Source organism: Bradyrhizobium sp. MI1.10 (assembly GCF_055811035.1).
The window spans coordinates 12,718-30,187 of sequence record NZ_JBVVPN010000066.1; the positions used below are offsets into that span (position 1 = coordinate 12,718).

General features: G+C 64.6%; 18 protein-coding genes and 1 other RNA gene. 16 read left to right on the forward strand and 3 right to left on the reverse strand.

All coding sequences use genetic code 11. The features are described 5' to 3' along the window. Nucleotides 1–7 precede the first annotated feature (7 nt). Nucleotides 8–523 carry an SspB family protein gene (locus AC0L3K_RS37105; RefSeq protein WP_473367933.1) on the reverse strand — a complete coding sequence of 172 codons (516 nt, stop codon included), beginning with the start codon at nucleotides 521–523 and terminating at the stop codon, nucleotides 8–10. Between the two features lie 114 nt (nucleotides 524–637). Beyond that, nucleotides 638–1,003, reverse strand: a transfer-messenger RNA (tmRNA) gene (ssrA, locus tag AC0L3K_RS37110). An 84-nt stretch (nucleotides 1,004–1,087) separates the two neighbouring features. Here ssrA and AC0L3K_RS37115 point away from each other — a divergent pair. The 11 genes from AC0L3K_RS37115 to AC0L3K_RS37165 all read left to right on the forward strand — a co-directional run bounded on the left by AC0L3K_RS37115 (nucleotide 1,088) and on the right by AC0L3K_RS37165 (nucleotide 10,793). Continuing rightward, a complete protein-coding gene (locus AC0L3K_RS37115) occupies nucleotides 1,088–1,705 on the forward strand; it encodes a chromate transporter (RefSeq protein ID WP_007600970.1) in 618 nt (205 codons plus the stop codon). After that, the gene (locus AC0L3K_RS37120; protein ID WP_007600971.1) at nucleotides 1,702–2,232 is read left to right on the forward strand and encodes a chromate transporter; all 531 of its coding nucleotides are present in this window, start codon (nucleotides 1,702–1,704) and stop codon (nucleotides 2,230–2,232) included. The genes AC0L3K_RS37115 and AC0L3K_RS37120 overlap by 4 nt, the downstream gene beginning before the upstream one ends. Nucleotides 2,233–2,327: 95 nt before the next feature. After that, entirely contained in the window at nucleotides 2,328–3,089 is a 762-nt protein-coding gene (locus AC0L3K_RS37125; RefSeq protein ID WP_007600972.1) for a tripartite tricarboxylate transporter TctB family protein, read from the forward strand. A 7-nt stretch (nucleotides 3,090–3,096) separates the two neighbouring features. Beyond that, nucleotides 3,097–4,662 carry a tripartite tricarboxylate transporter permease gene (locus AC0L3K_RS37130; RefSeq protein WP_007600973.1) on the forward strand — a complete coding sequence of 522 codons (1,566 nt, stop codon included), beginning with the start codon at nucleotides 3,097–3,099 and terminating at the stop codon, nucleotides 4,660–4,662. Nucleotides 4,663–4,884: 222 nt separating this feature from the next. Continuing rightward, nucleotides 4,885–5,679, forward strand: a complete 795-nt coding sequence (locus AC0L3K_RS37135; RefSeq protein WP_007600974.1) for a thymidylate synthase — start codon at nucleotides 4,885–4,887, stop codon at nucleotides 5,677–5,679. A 5-nt stretch (nucleotides 5,680–5,684) separates the two neighbouring features. Next, nucleotides 5,685–6,170 (forward strand): GNAT family N-acetyltransferase, encoded by a 486-nt coding sequence (locus tag AC0L3K_RS37140; RefSeq protein WP_473367934.1) that lies wholly within the window; start codon nucleotides 5,685–5,687, stop codon nucleotides 6,168–6,170. After that, entirely contained in the window at nucleotides 6,170–6,679 is a 510-nt protein-coding gene (locus tag AC0L3K_RS37145; RefSeq protein ID WP_007600976.1) for a dihydrofolate reductase, read from the forward strand. Before AC0L3K_RS37140 ends, AC0L3K_RS37145 begins: the two co-directional genes overlap by 1 nt. A gap of 153 nt (nucleotides 6,680–6,832) precedes the next feature. Then, nucleotides 6,833–7,969, forward strand: coding sequence for an FtsH protease activity modulator HflK (gene hflK / locus AC0L3K_RS37150; protein WP_007600977.1), 1,137 nt, complete (start codon nucleotides 6,833–6,835; stop codon nucleotides 7,967–7,969). Then, nucleotides 7,966–8,862 (forward strand): protease modulator HflC, encoded by an 897-nt coding sequence (gene hflC / locus AC0L3K_RS37155; protein ID WP_007600978.1) that lies wholly within the window; start codon nucleotides 7,966–7,968, stop codon nucleotides 8,860–8,862. Before hflK ends, hflC begins: the two co-directional genes overlap by 4 nt. Before the next feature lie 83 nt (nucleotides 8,863–8,945). Beyond that, the gene (locus AC0L3K_RS37160; protein ID WP_007600979.1) at nucleotides 8,946–9,152 is read left to right on the forward strand and encodes a DUF2065 domain-containing protein; all 207 of its coding nucleotides are present in this window, start codon (nucleotides 8,946–8,948) and stop codon (nucleotides 9,150–9,152) included. 144 nt (nucleotides 9,153–9,296) lie between these two features. After that, nucleotides 9,297–10,793 (forward strand): Do family serine endopeptidase, encoded by a 1,497-nt coding sequence (locus tag AC0L3K_RS37165; protein ID WP_007600980.1) that lies wholly within the window; start codon nucleotides 9,297–9,299, stop codon nucleotides 10,791–10,793. Nucleotides 10,794–10,932: 139 nt separating this feature from the next. Here AC0L3K_RS37165 and serB read toward each other — a convergent pair whose 3' ends face one another. Beyond that, a complete protein-coding gene (gene serB / locus AC0L3K_RS37170; RefSeq protein ID WP_007600981.1) occupies nucleotides 10,933–11,838 on the reverse strand; it encodes a phosphoserine phosphatase SerB in 906 nt (301 codons plus the stop codon). Between the two features lie 11 nt (nucleotides 11,839–11,849). On the opposite strand from serB, the gene miaA reads away from it, so the two are divergent. The 5 genes from miaA (at nucleotide 11,850) to AC0L3K_RS37195 (ending at nucleotide 17,309) form a co-directional block, all read left to right on the forward strand. After that, the gene (miaA, locus tag AC0L3K_RS37175) at nucleotides 11,850–12,806 is read left to right on the forward strand and encodes a tRNA (adenosine(37)-N6)-dimethylallyltransferase MiaA (RefSeq protein WP_473367935.1); all 957 of its coding nucleotides are present in this window, start codon (nucleotides 11,850–11,852) and stop codon (nucleotides 12,804–12,806) included. Nucleotides 12,807–13,136: 330 nt separating this feature from the next. After that, on the forward strand, nucleotides 13,137–14,912 hold the full coding sequence (locus AC0L3K_RS37180) for an acetolactate synthase 3 large subunit (RefSeq protein WP_007600983.1): 1,776 nt from the start codon (nucleotides 13,137–13,139) through the stop codon (nucleotides 14,910–14,912). Between the two features lie 154 nt (nucleotides 14,913–15,066). Further along, nucleotides 15,067–16,050, forward strand: coding sequence for a threonine dehydratase (locus tag AC0L3K_RS37185; RefSeq protein WP_007600984.1), 984 nt, complete (start codon nucleotides 15,067–15,069; stop codon nucleotides 16,048–16,050). Nucleotides 16,051–16,073: 23 nt separating this feature from the next. After that, entirely contained in the window at nucleotides 16,074–16,616 is a 543-nt protein-coding gene (ilvN, locus tag AC0L3K_RS37190; RefSeq protein ID WP_007600986.1) for an acetolactate synthase small subunit, read from the forward strand. 3 nt (nucleotides 16,617–16,619) lie between these two features. Then, nucleotides 16,620–17,309, forward strand: a complete 690-nt coding sequence (locus AC0L3K_RS37195; protein WP_007600988.1) for a class I SAM-dependent methyltransferase — start codon at nucleotides 16,620–16,622, stop codon at nucleotides 17,307–17,309. Nucleotides 17,310–17,470 lie beyond the last annotated feature (161 nt).

The window sequence follows — 17,470 nt, forward strand, 5'->3', positions numbered from 1 at the left end:
ATCTAGATCATTTCTTGCGGAAACGATCCAATCGCACGACTTCGGCGCCGCCCTGGTTCGGGGCCGCCGGCTCTTCCGTGCCTTCCGCAGGTTCAGTGGCAGGGGGCGCCGCGACCGCGGACGGGGCGGGAGCGGCCGGCAATGTCTCGGCCGAGACGTCGGCGACATCGGAAGTCTCGAACTGGAGGCCGAATTTCACGGACGGATCAAGGAAGCTCTTGATGGCGCTGAACGGCACGATCAGCCGCTCCGGAATGCCGCCAAAGGACAGGCCGACCTCGAAGCGGTCCTCGAGCACGGTCAGATCCCAGAACTGGTGCTGCAGGATGATCGTCATCTCTTCCGGATATTGCGCCAGCAGCCGCGACGACAGCTTCACGCCCTCGGCCTTCGACACGAAGGTGATGAAGAAATGGTGCTCGCCGGGCAGTCCCTGGGACGCGGCGTCGGTCAGCACCTTGCGCAACACGCCGCGCAGCGCGTCGCGGGCCAGCACATCGTATCGGATATGATCGGTCGCCATGGTGGTCCTGTTGCATTCCAGGAGCTGGGCCCTGCCGGCCCGACTCGCCAAGCCGCAATAGTACCGCGCCTGACGGGTCAGCAGGAGTCCCCGCGGGGTAGGAAATAAGAGGTAAGTGGAGGCTTCTGTTGCCAGGTGCCTCCGAACCCCGCCTAACGGAGCTTAACCCGTTAGGACTTCAGAATGGTCTTTCAAACTGCGTTACGCAGCCTGAGCAACCGGAGCAAAGTTGTCGTTGGCAACTATTGCATAGCCCGATAACGGCGGAACAATACCGGGAAAAAGAACGCCCTTTACGCCCTCGTCGATCCTATTTCGCCCCCGCCAAAGCCCGCCTCAGGGCTAGCCCGCTGGTGGGCTTTGGTGGAGGCGCCGGGTACCGCCCCCGGGTCCGAATGGTTTATTGCGACGACCGTTTATTTCCATAGCCGGCGAACCGGCACTCCCAATATAGGGGGCAAACGTTTCAAATAACAGGTGTTTCGAGCGATCATTCCGGGGTTCCCTTTGGATAGGTTCCCGCCAGGCTTGGCCGCGCGCCGGCCGGCGTTCTAAGCTCCTGACATGTCCGAGGATTCCGCACCGGCCGCCCAACAACCAGTTCAAGAGCCGGACGGTCTGGCCACCAGCGCCGTTCCGCCGGGCTTGCTCGCGCTGTTCCTCGCCTTCGCCCGGATGTCGCTGGCAGGTTTCGGAGGGGTTTTGGTATTCGCCCGGCAGGCCATCGTCGAGCAGCACCGCTGGATGACGGCGGACGAGTTCAACGAGACGTTTGCGCTCTGCCATTTCCTGCCCGGGCCCAACATCGTCAATCTGTCGATGGTGTTCGGCGCGCGGCTGCGCGGAATCGCCGGCGGCATTGCCGCCTTTGCAGGGCTGTTGCTCCCGCCCACGCTGATCATGACGGTGCTCGCGATCATCTACGCCCGGTTCGGCGATGTGGACGTGCTGCGCCGCAGCCTCGCGGGCATCTCCTGTGCGGCCGTCGGCCTCTTGATCGCGGTGGTCTTCCGGATGATGACGCCGCTGCTCAAGCGGCTGGACGTCGTCGCGCTCATCCTGATGCTAGGCGTATTCCTCGCCATCGGCGTCCTTCGCCTGCCGCTCCAGGCTGTGCTTTTGGTTGCGATCCCCGTCAGCGTCGGCGCCATTTTCCTGATGCGGCGGAAGGTAGCAGCATGAACGCGGAGAACCCGATCTGGGCGCTGATCTCGACCTTCGGTCTGATGTCGCTGTTCGCGGTCGGCGGTGCCGCGGCGGCCGTGCCCGAGATGCACCGCATCGCGGTCGAGGTGCATCACTGGATGACCGACAAGCAGTTCGCCGACGCCTATGCGATCGCGCAGCTCTCACCAGGTCCGAACGTCCTTATCGTCACGTTAATCGGCTATGCCGTCGCCGGCATCCCCGGCGCCCTGGCGGCGACCTTGGCCATGTGCCTGCCCACCGCGCTGCTTGCCTATTATGTCAGCCGGCTCCTCAATCGGCCGAGCCAATCGCGCTGGCCCGGGCTGATCCAGGCTGCACTGGTTCCGCTCTCGATCGGCTTGATGGCGGCGAGCGCCCTGATCCTCGCCGAGTCGACCGATCGCACGCTTGCTGCGCTGCTTCTGACCGCGACGGTTGCAGTGGTCGCATCCGTCTCGCGCATCAATCCACTATGGATTTTGCTGGTCGGGGGCTTGTTGGGTTTTGCTGGCATTGTGTAATGAAAATGGCTAGGCAGGGATCCGGGCGGGGGCATCGATTTCCAGCCGATTAGAACAACAGTGCTCGTGGCTTACGGGTCGCGGAGGAGACATGCATGGCCGATACGATGGGCCACTCGGCGACAGCCAACCGAAACACCTCGGTGGTGATCAGCTTTTGTCTGCTGGCCATAGCGCCGCAGATTTTCGAATTCATCTGGTCGTTCGGGACGATCTTTGGCTGGGGCGCCGGACGCGGCCCGGCTGCCGTGGTGACCAGCCACGCTACGGCGCTGCTCGCGGGTGCGCCCGGCGCGTTGCTCGGGGCGGTCGGCGGTGACACCAAGAAGGCGTCCTCCGATGTGCTGCTGGCGCTGATCTATTCCTATCCGATCTTTGCGGTGGCGATTCTCACGTTCTTCATGACGATCAGGTCGGCGCAGGACTATGTCGGCGGGATCGTGTTGATGGCGCTCGCCTTGTTCGCACTGTGGGCCTCCAGCGATTTGCAGGGGATGCGCGGCTTCTCCTTCGGCGCCGGCACGGCGCCGCGGATGTTTGGCGGGCTGCTCGTCGCACTTGGCGCCGGCATCGCGTTGACGGGACTGCTGACCGACGGGCCGGGCATGGCGCACTATGCCTGGCGTGGGCCGCTCTTTGTGATGATCTCGATCGTCTTCTTCGCGCTGGCGATTCGTCCGCTTGGGGTGGTGGTTACGGCATTCGCAAGCTTCCTGATCGCGGCGATGGGCACGCATGAAACGCGCTGGCTCGAAGCGATCATCGTCGGCGCCTGCCTGACGCTCGGCTGCGCGCTGCTTTTCCCCTACGTGCTCGGGCTGCCGATGCCGATGTTCCCGCGCTTCCTGGTTCAGTGAGGGTGTGATGTTCGATCTCTTCCACAATCTGGGCCTCGGTTTCGGTGTGGTGTTTCAGATCTCCTGGTGGTCACCCTGGTGGCTCTACGGTCTGTCGCTGCCGATCTCGATCAACATTCTCATGTGCCTGATTGGCGCATTGGTCGGCACGCTGGTCGGCGTGCTGCCCGGTATCGGCACCGTCGCAACCGTGGCGATGCTCCTGCCGATCACGTTCGGATTGCCGCCGGTCGGCGCGCTGATCATGCTCGCCGGCATCTATTACGGCGCCCAGTACGGCGGCTCGACCACCTCGATCCTGGTCAATATTCCCGGTGAGGCGACGTCGGTCGTCACCGCCATCGATGGCCATCAGATGGCAAAGCAAGGCCGTGCCGGCCCGGCGCTGGCGATCGCGGCGATCGGCTCGTTCTTCGCCGGCTGCGTCGCGACCGTGCTCATTGCCGTTCTCGGTGCGCCGCTGACCAAGCTCGCGCTGGCGTTCGGCCCGGCCGAATATTTCTCGCTGATGGTGCTGGGGCTGATCTTCGCGGTGGTGCTGGCCAAGGGCTCGGTGCTGAAGGCGATCGCGATGATCGTGTTCGGCCTGATGCTGTCGATGGTCGGCTCTGACATCGAGACCGGCGCCTCGCGCATGGCGTTCAACATTCCGGAGCTTGCCGATGGTCTCGGCTTTGCGACGGTGGCGATGGGCGTGTTTGGCTTCGCCGAGATCATCCGCAACCTCGACGCCGGCGCCGAGATGAACCGCGACCTCGTGCAGCAGAAGATCACCGGCCTGATGCCGACCAGGAAGGACCTGATCGACTCGGCACCTGCGATCCTGCGCGGCACCGTGCTCGGCTCGATCCTCGGCATCCTGCCGGGCGGCGGCGCCGTCATCGCATCCTTTGCGTCCTACACGCTCGAGAAGAAGATCGCCAAGAACCCGTCGCGGTTCGGCCGCGGTGCGATCGAGGGCGTGGCGGCGCCGGAAAGCGCCAACAATGCCGCGGCGCAGACCTCTTTCATCCCGCTGCTGACACTCGGCATCCCGCCCAACGCCGTGATGGCGCTGATGGTGGGCGCGATGACCATCCACGGCATCGTACCGGGTCCGCAAGTGATGCAGAAGCAGCCGGAGCTGGTCTGGGGCATGATCGCCTCGATGTGGATCGGCAATCTGATGCTGATCATCATCAACCTGCCGCTGGTTGGAATCTGGGTGCGGCTGTTGCGCGTTCCCTACCGGCTGATGTTCCCCTCGATCGTGATCTTCTGCGCGATCGGCATCTACTCGGTGAATAACGCGCCGGTCGACGTCATCCTCGCAGGCGTGTTCGGTCTGGTCGGCTACTGGCTGATCAAGCACGATTTCGAGCCGGCGCCGCTGCTGCTCGGCATGGTGCTCGGACCGCTGATGGAAGAGAACCTGCGCCGCGCGCTGCTGATCTCGCGCGGCGACTGGAGCGTGTTCCTGACGCGTCCGCTGTCGGCCGTGCTGCTCGCGATCGCCGCTTTCCTCCTGGTGCTCACGGTGCTGCCCGCGTTGCGTGCCAAGCGCGACGAGGTATTCACGGAATCCGAAAACTAAGGGCGCCGCGCCTGCGTTGGCGCGTCGTGCCTCGAACCCAGCCGGCAAGTTGGCCAGCAGGATCAATCTGATAGACGAGGGGCGGAATGCTGAGTTCCGCCCCTTGTCGTTTGCACCGGGAACGCTCACTTTTCCGGGTATAATGCGTATCGATGGCGAATCGCCGCTGTCGCAGCGCGGGGGCGGCCGCTAAATTCGCCGCCTCCCCAAAGGCTCACGCACATGCACCAGTATCAGGACCTGCTCGAGCGGATTCTTTCAGACGGCGCCGAAAAGACCGACCGGACCGGCACCGGCACGCTGTCGGTGTTCGGCCATCAGATGCGCTTCAACCTGTCTGCCGGTTTTCCGATGCTGACCACCAAGCGCCTGCCGCTGAAGGCGATCGTGCATGAGCTATTGTGGTTCCTGAAGGGCGATACCAACATCAAATATCTGCGCGACAACGGTGTCACCATCTGGGACGAGTGGGCCGACGCCAATGGCGATCTCGGCCCCGTCTACGGCCATCAGTGGCGCTCCTGGCCCGCGCCGGACGGACGCAGCATCGATCAGATCGCGAACGTGATCGACATGATCAAGCGCAATCCGGACTCGCGCCGCCTGATCGTCTCGGCCTGGAATCCGGCCGAGGTCGACAAGATGGCGCTGCCGCCGTGCCACTGCCTGTTCCAGTTCTACGTCGCCAACGGCAAGCTGTCGTGCCAGCTCTATCAGCGCTCGGCCGACGTGTTCCTCGGCGTGCCCTTCAACATCGCCTCCTATGCGCTGCTCACCCTAATGGTGGCGCAGGTCACGGGCCTGAAGGCCGGCGACTTCGTGCACTCATTCGGTGACACTCATCTCTATTCCAACCATCTGGAGCAGGCGAAGCTCCAGCTCACGCGCGCGCCGCGCGCGCTGCCGGTGATGCGGATCAATCCCGAGGTGAAGGATATCTTCTCCTTCTGTTACGAGGACTTTGAGCTCGTCGGCTACGACCCGCATCCGCACATCAAGGCCGCGGTCGCGGTCTGACGCCGATGTCGCTCAATATCCGCCGCGCGCGCCCGGGCGAGGCCGGGCTTATTCTCGCTTTTATCCGCGAGCTCGCCGCGTACGAAAAGCTTTCGCACGAGGTCGAGGCGACCGAGGCTGACATCGCCGACGCACTGTTCGGCGAGCGACAGCAAGTCCATTGCGCCTTCGCCGAGTGGAACGGCGAGCCGGTCGGCTTCGCGGTGTGGTTTGCGAATTTCTCGACGTTCAGCGGCCGCCACGGCATCTATCTCGAAGATTTGTATGTGCGGCCGTCACACCGGGGCAGGGGCCTCGGCAAGGCTCTGCTCGTGCACCTTGCCAGGGAATGCGTCGAGAACGGCTGGTCGCGGCTGCAATGGGCGGTGCTCGACTGGAACGCGCCGTCGATCGCGTTCTACAAGTCGCTCGGTGCCATCATGCTGGAGGACTGGACGCTGTGCCGCGTCACCGGTCCGGCGCTGACACGGCTTGCCGGGAGCGCGAGCTGATGGAGATCGTCTTCGTCGTCGCGATCGCGGAGAACGGCGTCATCGGCGCCCGCAACGCGATGCCGTGGCGAATGAAATCCGACATGGCGCGCTTCAAGGCGCTCACGATCGGCAAGCCCGTGATCATGGGCCGCAGGACCTTCGAATCCCTGCCCCGGCCGCTTCCGGGCCGCACCAATATCGTGGTCACGCGCGATGCGAACTATCGCGCCACCGGCGCCATCGTCACGACATCGACTGCCGAGGCAGACGCCATCGCGCGCGGCGATGCCCTGCGGCGTTCGGTCACCGAGATCGCCGTGATTGGCGGTGCCGAAATCTATCGGCAATGGCTCGATCGCGCCGATCGCCTCGAAATCACCGAAGTGCATGCCCGCCCCGAGGGCGACACGCATTTCGACATCGACAGGGCCGAGTGGGATGAGGTTGAGCGCATCCGTCATCCTGCCGGACCCCACGACAGCGCCGACTACTCCTATGTGACATATCGTCGGCGGGCGGGCCATTAACCGCATTTGCCAATGTTAACATTGACTTTTCTGCCCCCAAGCTTAGCTCGGAGGGCGGCGAGGGCTGCGTTGTAAGGGACCTGCCTGTCCCCTATAAAGCCGGACCGGACAAAGCGGGCGGGGGCAATTTCACCCTGCCGAGGAGAGCGTCGAATGCCGTGGAAGAATCAGGGCGGTGGCCCATGGGGCTCGGGTCCGAAGGGACCATGGGGCAACGGCCCGCAACCGGTCGGGCCAAGGCCGCCGGATCTGGAAGATCTTCTGCGGCGCGGCCAGGATCGCCTCCAGCAGATCATGCCGGGCGGCTATTTCTCCGGCATCGGCATCACGCTGATCGTGCTGCTCATCGTCGCGTTCTGGCTGCTATCGGGCTTCTTCCGGGTGCAGTCCGAAGAGCTCGGCGTCGTGCTGCGCTTCGGCAAGCATGTCCGCACCGTGGAGCCCGGCCTGAACTATCACCTGCCGTATCCGATCGAGACCGTGCTGCTGCCAAAGGCATTGCGCGTTTCCACCATTTCCATCGGCATGACGCTGATCGACGATCCGGCGCGGCGCGGCCGCTCCATTCGTGACGTGCCGGAAGAGAGCCTGATGCTGACCGGCGACGAGAACATCGTCGACGTCGACTTCACCGTGCTCTGGCGCATCAAGCCCAACGGCGTCGGCGATTTCCTCTTCAACATCCAGAATCCCGAAGGCACCGTAAAGGCGGTCGCCGAGAGCGCGATGCGCGAGGTGATCGGCCGCTCGCAGATCCAGCCAATCCTGACCGGCGCGCGCAACGTCACCGAACAGGGCGTGCAGGAACTGATCCAGAAGACCCTGGACAGCTACGGCGCCGGCATTCAGATCAGCCAGGTGCAGATGCAGAAGGTCGACCCGCCGGCGCAGGTGATCGACGCCTTCCGCGACGTCCAGGCGGCGCGCGCCAACCTCGAGCAGCTGCAGAACGAGGCGCAGACCTACGCCAACCAGGTCGTGCCGCAGGCACGCGGACGTGCGGCGCAGATCATGCAGGCCGCCGAAGGCTACAGGGAGCAGACGGTCGCCGAGGCCAAGGGCCAGAGCTCGCGCTTCCTGAAGGTTTACGAGGAATACAAGAAGGCGCCCGACGTGACGCGTGAACGGATTTATCTGGAGACGATGGAGCGCGTGCTCGGCGGCTCGGAAAAGCTCATCTATGACGGCGGCCAGTCGGGCCAGGGCGTCGTGCCTTATCTGCCGCTCAGCGAATTGACGGCCAAGCGGCCGCCTGCAACCGGCCAGCAGACGACCGGAGGCAACCGATGAGATCTCCGGTCACAGGCATTGTCACGCTGCTCGGCCTCCTGCTCGTCGTGATCGTGGGCTACATGTCCCTGTTCACGGTGGCGCAGACCGAGCAGACCATCGTGCTGCAATTCGGCAAGCCCGTCGACGTCGTCACCGATCCCGGCCTGCACTTCAAGGCACCGTGGAATTCGGTGATCAACATCGACAAGCGCATCCTCGATCTGGAGAACCCGTCGCAGGAAGCGATCGCGTCCGACCAGAAGCGGCTCGTGGTCGACGCCTTTGCGCGTTACCGCATCAAGGACGCGCTCCGCTTCTATCAGAGCATCGGCTCGATCCAGGCCGCCAACATCCAGCTCACCACGCTCTTGAACGCGGCGCTGCGCCGCGTTCTCGGCGAGGTGACCTTCATCAACGTGGTCCGGGACGACCGCGAGAAGCTGATGCAGCGCATCCGCGATCAGCTCGATCATGAGGCCGACGGCTACGGCATCCAGGTCGTCGACGTCCGGATCCGCCGTGCCGATCTGCCCGAGCAGAACAGCCAGGCGGTCTATCAGCGCATGAAGACGGAACGCGAGCGCGAAGCCGCCGAGTTCCGCGCGCAGGGCGGCCAGAAGGCACAGGAGATCCGCTCCAAGGCCGACCGCGAGGCGACCGTGATCGAGGCGGATGCAAGGTCGCTGGCCGAGCAGACGCGCGGCGTCGGCGATGCCGAGCGCAACCGTCTGTTCGCCGAAGCCTACGGCAAGGATGCGGATTTCTTCTCCTTCTACCGCTCGATGACGGCCTATGAGAACGGGCTGCGCGCGAACGACACCCGCTTCCTGCTGCGCCCGGACTCGGATTTCTTCCGGTTCTTTGGTAACCCGTCCGGCAAGACGGCGACCACGACGCCAGCGAAGCCGTAAGTGAGACAAGGGCGGCAAGTCGGGCCTCAGGTCTGGCCGCCCCTCGTCCAGACAAGAACAGCACAACGGGAGGTTCCAATCCGATGAGGTCCATTGCGTTCACCGACTTCCTCATCGGTTTGGGCATCCTGTTCGTGCTGGAAGGCTTGATGTTCGCGGCAAGCCCGGCCTGGATGCGCAAGGCCATGAAAAGCGCGATGGCCACACCGGACAATGTCCTGCGAGCGGTCGGCATTGGTTCGGCCGTGGCCGGCTTGGTCCTGATCTGGGTTATGCGACGGCCAATTTAGCCGTCGCACCAACGCCAAAGTGAAGGCGAGGGACCGGTTTTCGCCTTATTGTCCGGGTCTTGAGGCCCGTTAAGGTCCGCGCTTGCGCCGTCCCCCCGTTCGAGCGCAGTCTTGACGCCGAATCCTTGCTTCCTGGAGATCACAATGACCGCTGCCACCATTGCCCCGACCCGTTTGCGCTTAGGGCTGGCCGCGCTCGCCGTTGGCGCTTTCAGCGCATTCGGCACACCGGCCTCTGCGCGCGGACCGGACGGCATCGCCGACGTCGCCGAGAAGGTGATCGACGCGGTCGTCAACATCTCGACCTCGCAAACCGTCGAAGCCAAGGGCGGCGGCGGCAATGCCATGCCGCAACTGCCGCCCGGCTCGCCCTTCGAGGAGTTCTTCGACGACTTCTTCAAGAATCGCAAGGGTCCCGGCGGCGGCAGCAAGGGCGGAGAGAATAGCCCGGCGCCGCGCAAGACCAACTCGCTCGGAAGCGGCTTCATTATCGACACGTCAGGGGTCGTTGTCACCAACAACCACGTCATCGCGGACGCCGACGAGATCAACGTCATCCTCAACGACGGGACCAAGATCAAGGCCGACCTGGTCGGCGTCGACAAGAAGACCGACCTCGCCGTGCTGAAGTTCAAGCCGCCGAAGCCGCTGGTGTCGGTGAAGTTCGGCGATTCCGACAAGCTGCGCCTCGGCGACTGGGTCGTCGCGATCGGCAATCCTTTCAGCCTCGGCGGCACCGTGACGGCCGGTATTGTTTCGGCGAAGAACCGTGACATCTCGTCAGGTCCGTACGACAGCTACATTCAGACCGACGCCTCCATCAACCGCGGCAATTCCGGCGGTCCGCTGTTCAACCTCGATGGCGACGTCATCGGCGTCAACACATTGATCATCTCGCCCTCCGGCGGCTCGATCGGCATCGGCTTCGCCGTACCGTCGAAGACGGTCGCGGGTGTCGTCGACCAGCTCCGCCAGTTCGGCGAGTTGCGCCGCGGCTGGCTGGGCGTGCGCATCCAGAGCGTTACCGACGAGATCGCCGAGAGCCTCAACATCAAGCCGCCGCGCGGCGCGCTGGTTGCCGGCGTCGACGACAAGGGCCCGGCCAAGCCGGCCGGCATCGAGCCCGGCGACGTCGTCGTCAAGTTTGACGGCAAGGACGTCAAGGACCCGAAGGATCTGTCTCGCGTGGTCGCCGACACGGCGGTCGGCAAGGAGGTCGACGTCGTCATCATCCGCAAGAGTCAGGAGGAGACCAAGAAGGTCACGCTCGGCAGGTTGCAGGATCCCGACAAGGTGCAGGCCGCAGTGAAGACCGACGAGCCTCCGCCTGAAAAGACCGTGACGCAGAAGGCGCTCGGCCTCGATCTCGCGGCGCTGAGCAAGGACCTGCGTGCGCGCTACAAGATCAAGGACAGCGTCAAGGGTGTGGTCGTCACCAATGTCGACGCCAATTCGGACGCCGCCGAGAAGCGCCTCTCCGCCGGCGACGTCATCGTCGAGGTGGCGCAGGAGGGCGTCTCCAGCGGCGCCGACATCCAGAAGCGGGTCGACCAGCTCAAGAAGGACGGCAAGAAGTCGGTGCTGCTGCTGGTGTCGAACGCCGACGGCGAGCTGCGCTTCGTGGCGTTGAGCGTGCAGTAAGGGGCACGAGTCGCCACACATTCACTGTCATGCTCCGCGAAAGCGGGGCATCCAGTACGCCGCGGCTTTTCCGTATCCTCGCCCTGTCTCTGGAATACTGGATCACCCGCTTTCGCGGGTGATGACAGCGGAGAGGAGGCTACGCCTCCACGAACTCCTCGCGTCGATACCCCTGGGCATACAGCAGCGCGGTGAGATCGCCATGATCGATCCGGGCTGCCGCAGCCGCGGCCACCGCAGGCTTGGCATGATACGCCACGCCCAGCCCAGCCGCCTGGATCATCGCGAGATCATTGGCGCCGTCGCCGACCGCCAGCGAGTCGACGTCGTCGAGATCGAACGACTCCATCAGATCCACCAGCGTCGCGAGCTTTGCCGCGCGCCCCAAAATCGGCTCCTTCACCTCGCCGGTGAACTTGCCGTCGCGGACGACGAGCTCGTTGGCGCGGTTCTCCTGGAAACCGATCCTGGTGGCGACCGCACTGGTGAACAGTGTGAAGCCGCCGGAGACGAGACAGGCATAGGCGCCATGGGCGCGCATGGTCGCGACCAATTCGCGGCCACCCGGCGTCAGCGTAATGCGCTTGGCCAGCACCTCGTCGACGGCACTGGCGGGGAGGTCTTTGAGCAGCGCGACGCGCTCGCGCAGCGCCGGCTCGAACTCGACCTCGCCGCGCATCGCACGCTCGGTGATGGCTGCCACATGGGCCTTCACCCCGACGCAATCGGCGAGCTCGTCGATGCATTCCTGGCCGATCATGGTGGAATCCATGTCGGCGAGAAAAAGCTTCTTGCGCCGGAAGCCGACTGGTTGCACCACGATATCAATCGGTAGGTCGCCGCGAAGCTCGCGGAGCCGCTGTTCGATGGCGTGACGGTCGCCTTCGAGGTTACTGTCGGCGCCGAAGGGGATGTCGACTGCCACCCCGTCGAACAGCCAGTGCGCGGGAGCTGCCTGAGGCAGCACGGCGCGGGCTCCGTCGACGATGGTCGAGTCGAGCGCGGGGTTATTCGGGTTGCAGATCAGCGTGGCAACGAGGGACATTTGAGGTTTTCGTGAGCGAGGGGCAAGTCGGCAGAGGGCATGTTGGCAAGGCCGTGCTTATCGCAGGCCCGACCGCCAGCGGCAAGTCGGCGCTCGCGATCGAGCTTGCGCTCGCTGCGAACGGGGTCGTGATCAATGCCGATTCCATGCAGGTCTACCGCGACCTCCGCATCATCACCGCGCGCCCCACCCTAGGCGACGAGGCGCAGGTGCCTCATCGCCTGTACGGCCATGTCGATGCGGCCGTGAATTTTTCGGCCGGAGCCTGGGTGAGTGACGCGGCGAGGGCGCTTGAAGAGGCGCAAGCCGAAGGCCGCCTGCCGATCTTCATCGGCGGCACCGGGCTGTATTTCAAGGCGCTGACGGCGGGCCTTTCCGTGGTGCCGCCAATCCCCGCCGAGGTGCGCGAGGACGTCCGGGCGCGGCTGGAGCGGAACGGCGTTGAGGCGATGCACGCGGAACTCGCAGCCGCCGATCCCAGGGCGGCCGAGCGATTGAACCTGCGTGACCGCACGCGCATTGCGCGCGCGCTCGAAGTGGTCGAAGCCACCGGCCGTTCGCTGCTGGACTGGCACCATGAGGGGCAGCCGCCGCTCTTGCCCAAGGACAGTTTTCGCGCTGTGTTCCTCGCGCCCGAGCGCGACGACCTCTATGCGCGCATCGACGCCCGCTTTGATGTCATGTTGGAGGCCGGCGCGCTGGAGGAGGTCGAGCGTCTCGCCGCCCGAGACCTCGATCCGCTGCTGCCGGCGATGAAGGCTCACGGCGTGCCGGCCCTGGTCCGGCATCTGCGTGGTGAGCTCAGCCTGGAGCAGGCGGCCACCATCGGCCGCGCCGACACCCGGCACTACGCCAAGCGGCAGTTCACCTGGTTTCGGCACCAATTGCCCGAATTCGATTGGGTGAAGCCGGAGGGGGGGCGGGGCTGGCTGGCGGCGGCGGTGAACGCGGCCCGGGACCCCGGTTGATACGCTTTTGTGCCTCGGTCGCCGAATTTACCTCTCGCCCAACCCCGGGAACACCGCTACACTGCCAAAATCGCGCGGGAACGGCCGCATTGCCTTGACATCGGGGCGCCGGCCGCTATGTTTCGCGCAACCTTTGGGAAGCCGAGCCGCCGCCATGCGTAACATTATTACCAAACTCCTTATCGCCGTCGTACCCAGGCACACCGCCGGGGGTGGCTAGCTGCCATCCACATGACAGGCGGTGTGCATGGGCCCTCTTCGGGGCCTTTTTTATTTCCGAAAACCCGACACGAACGAAGCCGCTGACAACAGCGCATCCGGAGCAAGCCAATGAGCGACAAGAGCCACGATCCGAACCAGATGACCGGCGCCGCAATGATCGTCCGCGCGCTCATCGATCATGGCGTGACCGACATTTTCGGCTATCCCGGCGGCGCGGTGCTTCCGATCTACGACGAGATCTTCCAGCAGAGCGAAGTCCAGCACATCCTGGTCCGCCACGAGCAGGGGGCGGGCCACGCCGCCGAGGGCTATGCGCGTTCGACCGGCAGGCCGGGCGTTGCACTGGTGACCTCCGGCCCCGGCGCCACCAACATGGTGACGCCGCTCACCGACGCGCTGATGGACTCGATCCCGCTGGTCTGCATCTCCGGCCAAGTGCCGACGCATCTGATCGGCAACGACGCGTTCCAGGAATGCGACACGGTCGGCATCACGCGCCCCTGCACCAAACACAACTGGCTGGTGCGCGACGTCAACGATCTCGCAAAGGTGCTGCACGAGGCGTTTTACGTTGCGACCACGGGTCGGCCGGGCCCGGTGCTCGTCGACGTGCCCAAGGACGTGCAGTTCGCGACCGGCACCTATCATCCGCCGCGCAAGTCCGACGTGCATCGCTCCTACGCGCCGCGCGTGAAGGGCGATGCGACGCAGATCCGCAAGGCCGTGGCGCTGCTCGCAGGCGCCAAGCGCCCCGTGATCTACAGCGGCGGCGGCGTGATCAATTCCGGTCCCGAGGCCACCAGGCTGCTGCGCGAGCTGGTCGAGGTCACCGGCTTTCCGATCACCTCCACGCTGATGGGCCTCGGCGCATATCCCGCGTCGGGCAAGAGCTGGCTTGGCATGCTCGGCATGCACGGCACCTACGAAGCCAACATGACCATGCATGATTGTGACGTCATGCTGTGCGTCGGCGCGCGCTTCGACGACCGCATCACCGGCCGCGTCGATGCGTTCTCGCCGGGCTCGAAGAAGATCCACATCGATATCGACCCGTCCTCGATCAACAAGAACATCCGCGTCGACGTGCCGATCATCGGCGACTGCGGCAACATCCTCGGCGACATTCTCCAGGTGTTCAAGGCGGAGGCGAAGAAGCCCGACATCAAGGCCTGGTGGCAGCAGATCGCGCAGTGGCGCGCCCGCAACTCGCTCTATTACAGGAAGAGCAACGACGTCATCCTGCCGCAACACGCGATCCAGAGCCTGTTCGAGGCGACGCGCGGCAGGGACACCTACATCACCACCGAGGTCGGCCAGCATCAGATGTGGGCCGCGCAGTTCTACGGCTTCGAGGAGCCGCATCGCTGGATGACCTCGGGCGGTCTCGGCACCATGGGCTACGGCCTGCCGGCCGCGGTCGGCGTGCAGGTTGCCCATCCCGACAGTCTCGTCATCGACATCGCGGGCGATGCCTCGGTGCAGATGACGATGCAGGAGATGTCGACGGCGGTGCAGTACGAGCTGCCGATCAAGATCTTCATCCTGAACAACCAGTACATGGGCATGGTGCGGCAGTGGCAGCAGCTGCTCCATGGCAACCGCCTGTCGCATTCCTACTCGGAGGCGATGCCGGACTTTGTCAAGCTCGCGGAAGCCTATGGCGGGGTCGGCATCCAGGTGCACAAACCCGGCGATCTCGACGGCGCCATCCAGGAGATGATCTCGGTCAAGCGCCCGGTGCTGTTCGACTGCCGCGTCGCGTCGCTGGAAAATTGTTTCCCGATGATCCCCTCCGGCAAGGCGCACAACGAGATGCTGTTGCCGGAGCAGGCGAACGACGAAGCCACCGCAAAGGCGTTCGCCGGCGGAAAGGCGCTTGTGTGAGCGTGATCGTCACAAATTCCGCTGTCATCGCCCCGCGTGACCGGGCGATCCAGTATGCCGCGGCCTCTCGATCGCTCTCGGGGGCCTCTGGAATACTGGATCCCCGCCTTCGCGGGGATGACAGTCGCGAGAGATGGAGTGATGAGAAGGTGAAATGTTCGACCTGAACGAACTCGGACGCGCACATGCGATCGTGGGGCAGGCGGTGCCGCCGACGCCGGCGCACGCCTGGCCGCTGCTCGCCGAGCGGCTCGGCACGCAGGTCGTGGTCAAGCACGAGAATCACACGCCGACAGGCGCCTTCAAGGTGCGCGGCGGGTTGGTCTATCTCGATCGGCTGAAGCGCGAACGGCCGAACATTCCGGGCATCATCTCGGCGACGCGCGGCAATCATGGTCAGAGCCTCGCTTTTGCGGCGAGCCGCCATGGCGTGCCTGCCGTGATCTATGTGCCGCGCGGCAATTCGGTCGAGAAGAACCGCGCGATGAAGGCGTTTGGCGCAGAGCTCGTTGAACATGGCGAGGACTTTCAGGCCGCACGCGAGGAGGCCGGGCGCCACGCGCAGTTCGCCGGACTGCACATGGTGCCGTCGTTCCATACGGACCTGGTGCTGGGCGTGGCGACCTATGCGCTCGAAATGCTCCGGGCCGCTCCCGATCTCGACGTCCTCTATGTGCCGATCGGGCAGGGCTCGGGGATCTGCGGCTGCATCATGGCGCGCGATCTGCTCGGCCTGAAGACCGAGATCGTCGGCGTGCAGTCGACCGAGGCGCCGTCCTACGCGCTGTCGTTCGCGGCGGGCCACGTCGTGACGACCGAGACCAGCAACACGCTCGCGGACGGCATGGCGACGCGGATTCCCGATCCGGAAGCGCTCGCGGTCATCCTCAAGGGCGCCTCGCGTATCGTCCAGGTGACGGACGATGAGATCGCGCTCGCGATCCATGCGCTCTGGACCGATACGCATAATCTCGCCGAAGGCGCCGGCGCCGCCGCGCTCGCCGCAGCGCTTCAGGACAAGTCAAGACTGTCGGGCAAGCGCGTCGGTCTCGTGCTGTCAGGCGGCAATATCGATTTCGATCTGTTCCGCGGTTGGGTCGGGACGGATGCGCCGGTCGCTCGTCGGGCGACGGCGTAACGACGAGAATGAAGGGGACGACAATGAACCAGCCCGCATCCGCCTACTTCATCGAGGAGCGCCACGACCCGAACGAGACACACACGCTTTCGGTGCTCGTGCAGAACGAGCCCGGCGTGCTCGCGCGCGTCATCGGACTGTTCTCGGGGCGTGGCTACAACATCGAAAGCCTCACCGTCTCGGAGACCGAGAGCCAGAAGCATCTCTCGCGCATCACCATCGTCACCACCGGTACGCCCATGGTGATCGAGCAGATCAAGCATCAGCTCGACCGCATGATCCCGGTCTATCGTGTCGTCGACATGACGCTGACCAAGCGCTCGATCGAGCGCGAGCTCGCAATGGTCAAGGTGCGCGGACAGGGCGAGCATCGCGTCGAGGCGCTGCGGCTGGCGGACGCGTTCCGCGCCCGCGTGATCGACGCCACCACCGAGAGCTTTGTGTTCGAGATCACAGGCAATACCGAGAAAATCAATCAGTTTATCGACCTGATGCGTCCGCTTGGCCTCGTCGAAGTGTCGCGCACCGGTGTTGCCGCGATTGGTCGCGGGCCTGAAGGAATGTGAGCCATGCTGGCGCGCGACTGGTATTACAACGAGCGGAACCGGATGGGGATCGGGCCCGCTGTGGCGTCGATCTACGACAGCCACGACGATGCTGATCTACGGGCGCGCGCCGCGCTGAAAATGCTCGGCGTCCAGCGCGGCTGGCGCATCGCCGATATCGGTTGCGGCAACGGCGTGCTCGCGACCGAGGCTGCGCTCATGGGCGCCGAGGTCGACGCCATCGACATCTCGCCCGCGATGCTGGCGCTCGCCGAGATCTACGCGCGCGACCGCAAGGCGCCCGTGCGCACGCAGTCCGCCGGCCTGCTCAGCTTCGCCTACCGGCCGGAATCCTATGACCTGATCGTCAGCGAGTTCACGCTGCACCATCTGCCGGATTTCTGGAAGGCGGTGGCGATGTCGCGGATCTATCGCGCGCTCAAGCCCGGCGCCACGTTCTATTTGCGCGACATCGTCTACGCATCGATGCCCGATGTGCTCGAGCGCGACGTCGAGCAATGGGCCGACTTCGAGATCAAGAACCACGATGTCCCGCGTGAAAGCGTCGTCACCCACATGCGCGACGAGTATTCCACTTTTGGTTGGGTCATGGAGCGGATGCTGACCGACGTCGGCTTTACGCTGGTCTCGGCCGATTACCACGCCCCGATGCACGGCACTTATCTGCTGCGGAAACCCAATTCTTCCACGTAAAGGCCGGCAAGCAAGGCTAAAGCTGTGAGAGCAAACTGCAACTACGATGTAGCTGCGCTCCCTCCCCCGCTTGCGGGGGAGGGCTGGGGAGAGGGTGTCTCCGCAATCGAGAATCCCCCAGAGGAGAGAACCCTCACCCGCGCCTTCGGCGCGACCTCTCC

What these genes read in the sequence shown, in the direction of transcription:
- AC0L3K_RS37125 (WP_007600972.1), top strand. Translation starts at nt 2,328, where the DNA reads ATGGCCGATACGATGGGCCACTCGGCGACAGCCAACCGAAACACCTCG.
- AC0L3K_RS37130 (WP_007600973.1), top strand. Translation starts at nt 3,097, where the DNA reads ATGTTCGATCTCTTCCACAATCTGGGCCTCGGTTTCGGTGTGGTGTTT.
- AC0L3K_RS37185 (WP_007600984.1), top strand. Translation starts at nt 15,067, where the DNA reads ATGTTCGACCTGAACGAACTCGGACGCGCACATGCGATCGTGGGGCAG.
- serB (WP_007600981.1), bottom strand. Translation starts at nt 11,838, where the DNA reads ATGTCCCTCGTTGCCACGCTGATCTGCAACCCGAATAACCCCGCGCTC.
- AC0L3K_RS37135 (WP_007600974.1), top strand. Translation starts at nt 4,885, where the DNA reads ATGCACCAGTATCAGGACCTGCTCGAGCGGATTCTTTCAGACGGCGCC.
- AC0L3K_RS37115 (WP_007600970.1), top strand. Translation starts at nt 1,088, where the DNA reads ATGTCCGAGGATTCCGCACCGGCCGCCCAACAACCAGTTCAAGAGCCG.
- AC0L3K_RS37160 (WP_007600979.1), top strand. Translation starts at nt 8,946, where the DNA reads ATGAGGTCCATTGCGTTCACCGACTTCCTCATCGGTTTGGGCATCCTG.
- hflC (WP_007600978.1), top strand. Translation starts at nt 7,966, where the DNA reads ATGAGATCTCCGGTCACAGGCATTGTCACGCTGCTCGGCCTCCTGCTC.
- hflK (WP_007600977.1), top strand. Translation starts at nt 6,833, where the DNA reads ATGCCGTGGAAGAATCAGGGCGGTGGCCCATGGGGCTCGGGTCCGAAG.
- AC0L3K_RS37145 (WP_007600976.1), top strand. Translation starts at nt 6,170, where the DNA reads ATGGAGATCGTCTTCGTCGTCGCGATCGCGGAGAACGGCGTCATCGGC.
- AC0L3K_RS37180 (WP_007600983.1), top strand. Translation starts at nt 13,137, where the DNA reads ATGAGCGACAAGAGCCACGATCCGAACCAGATGACCGGCGCCGCAATG.
- AC0L3K_RS37120 (WP_007600971.1), top strand. Translation starts at nt 1,702, where the DNA reads ATGAACGCGGAGAACCCGATCTGGGCGCTGATCTCGACCTTCGGTCTG.
- AC0L3K_RS37105 (WP_473367933.1), bottom strand. Translation starts at nt 523, where the DNA reads ATGGCGACCGATCATATCCGATACGATGTGCTGGCCCGCGACGCGCTG.
- AC0L3K_RS37140 (WP_473367934.1), top strand. Translation starts at nt 5,685, where the DNA reads ATGTCGCTCAATATCCGCCGCGCGCGCCCGGGCGAGGCCGGGCTTATT.
- ilvN (WP_007600986.1), top strand. Translation starts at nt 16,074, where the DNA reads ATGAACCAGCCCGCATCCGCCTACTTCATCGAGGAGCGCCACGACCCG.
- AC0L3K_RS37165 (WP_007600980.1), top strand. Translation starts at nt 9,297, where the DNA reads ATGACCGCTGCCACCATTGCCCCGACCCGTTTGCGCTTAGGGCTGGCC.
- AC0L3K_RS37195 (WP_007600988.1), top strand. Translation starts at nt 16,620, where the DNA reads ATGCTGGCGCGCGACTGGTATTACAACGAGCGGAACCGGATGGGGATC.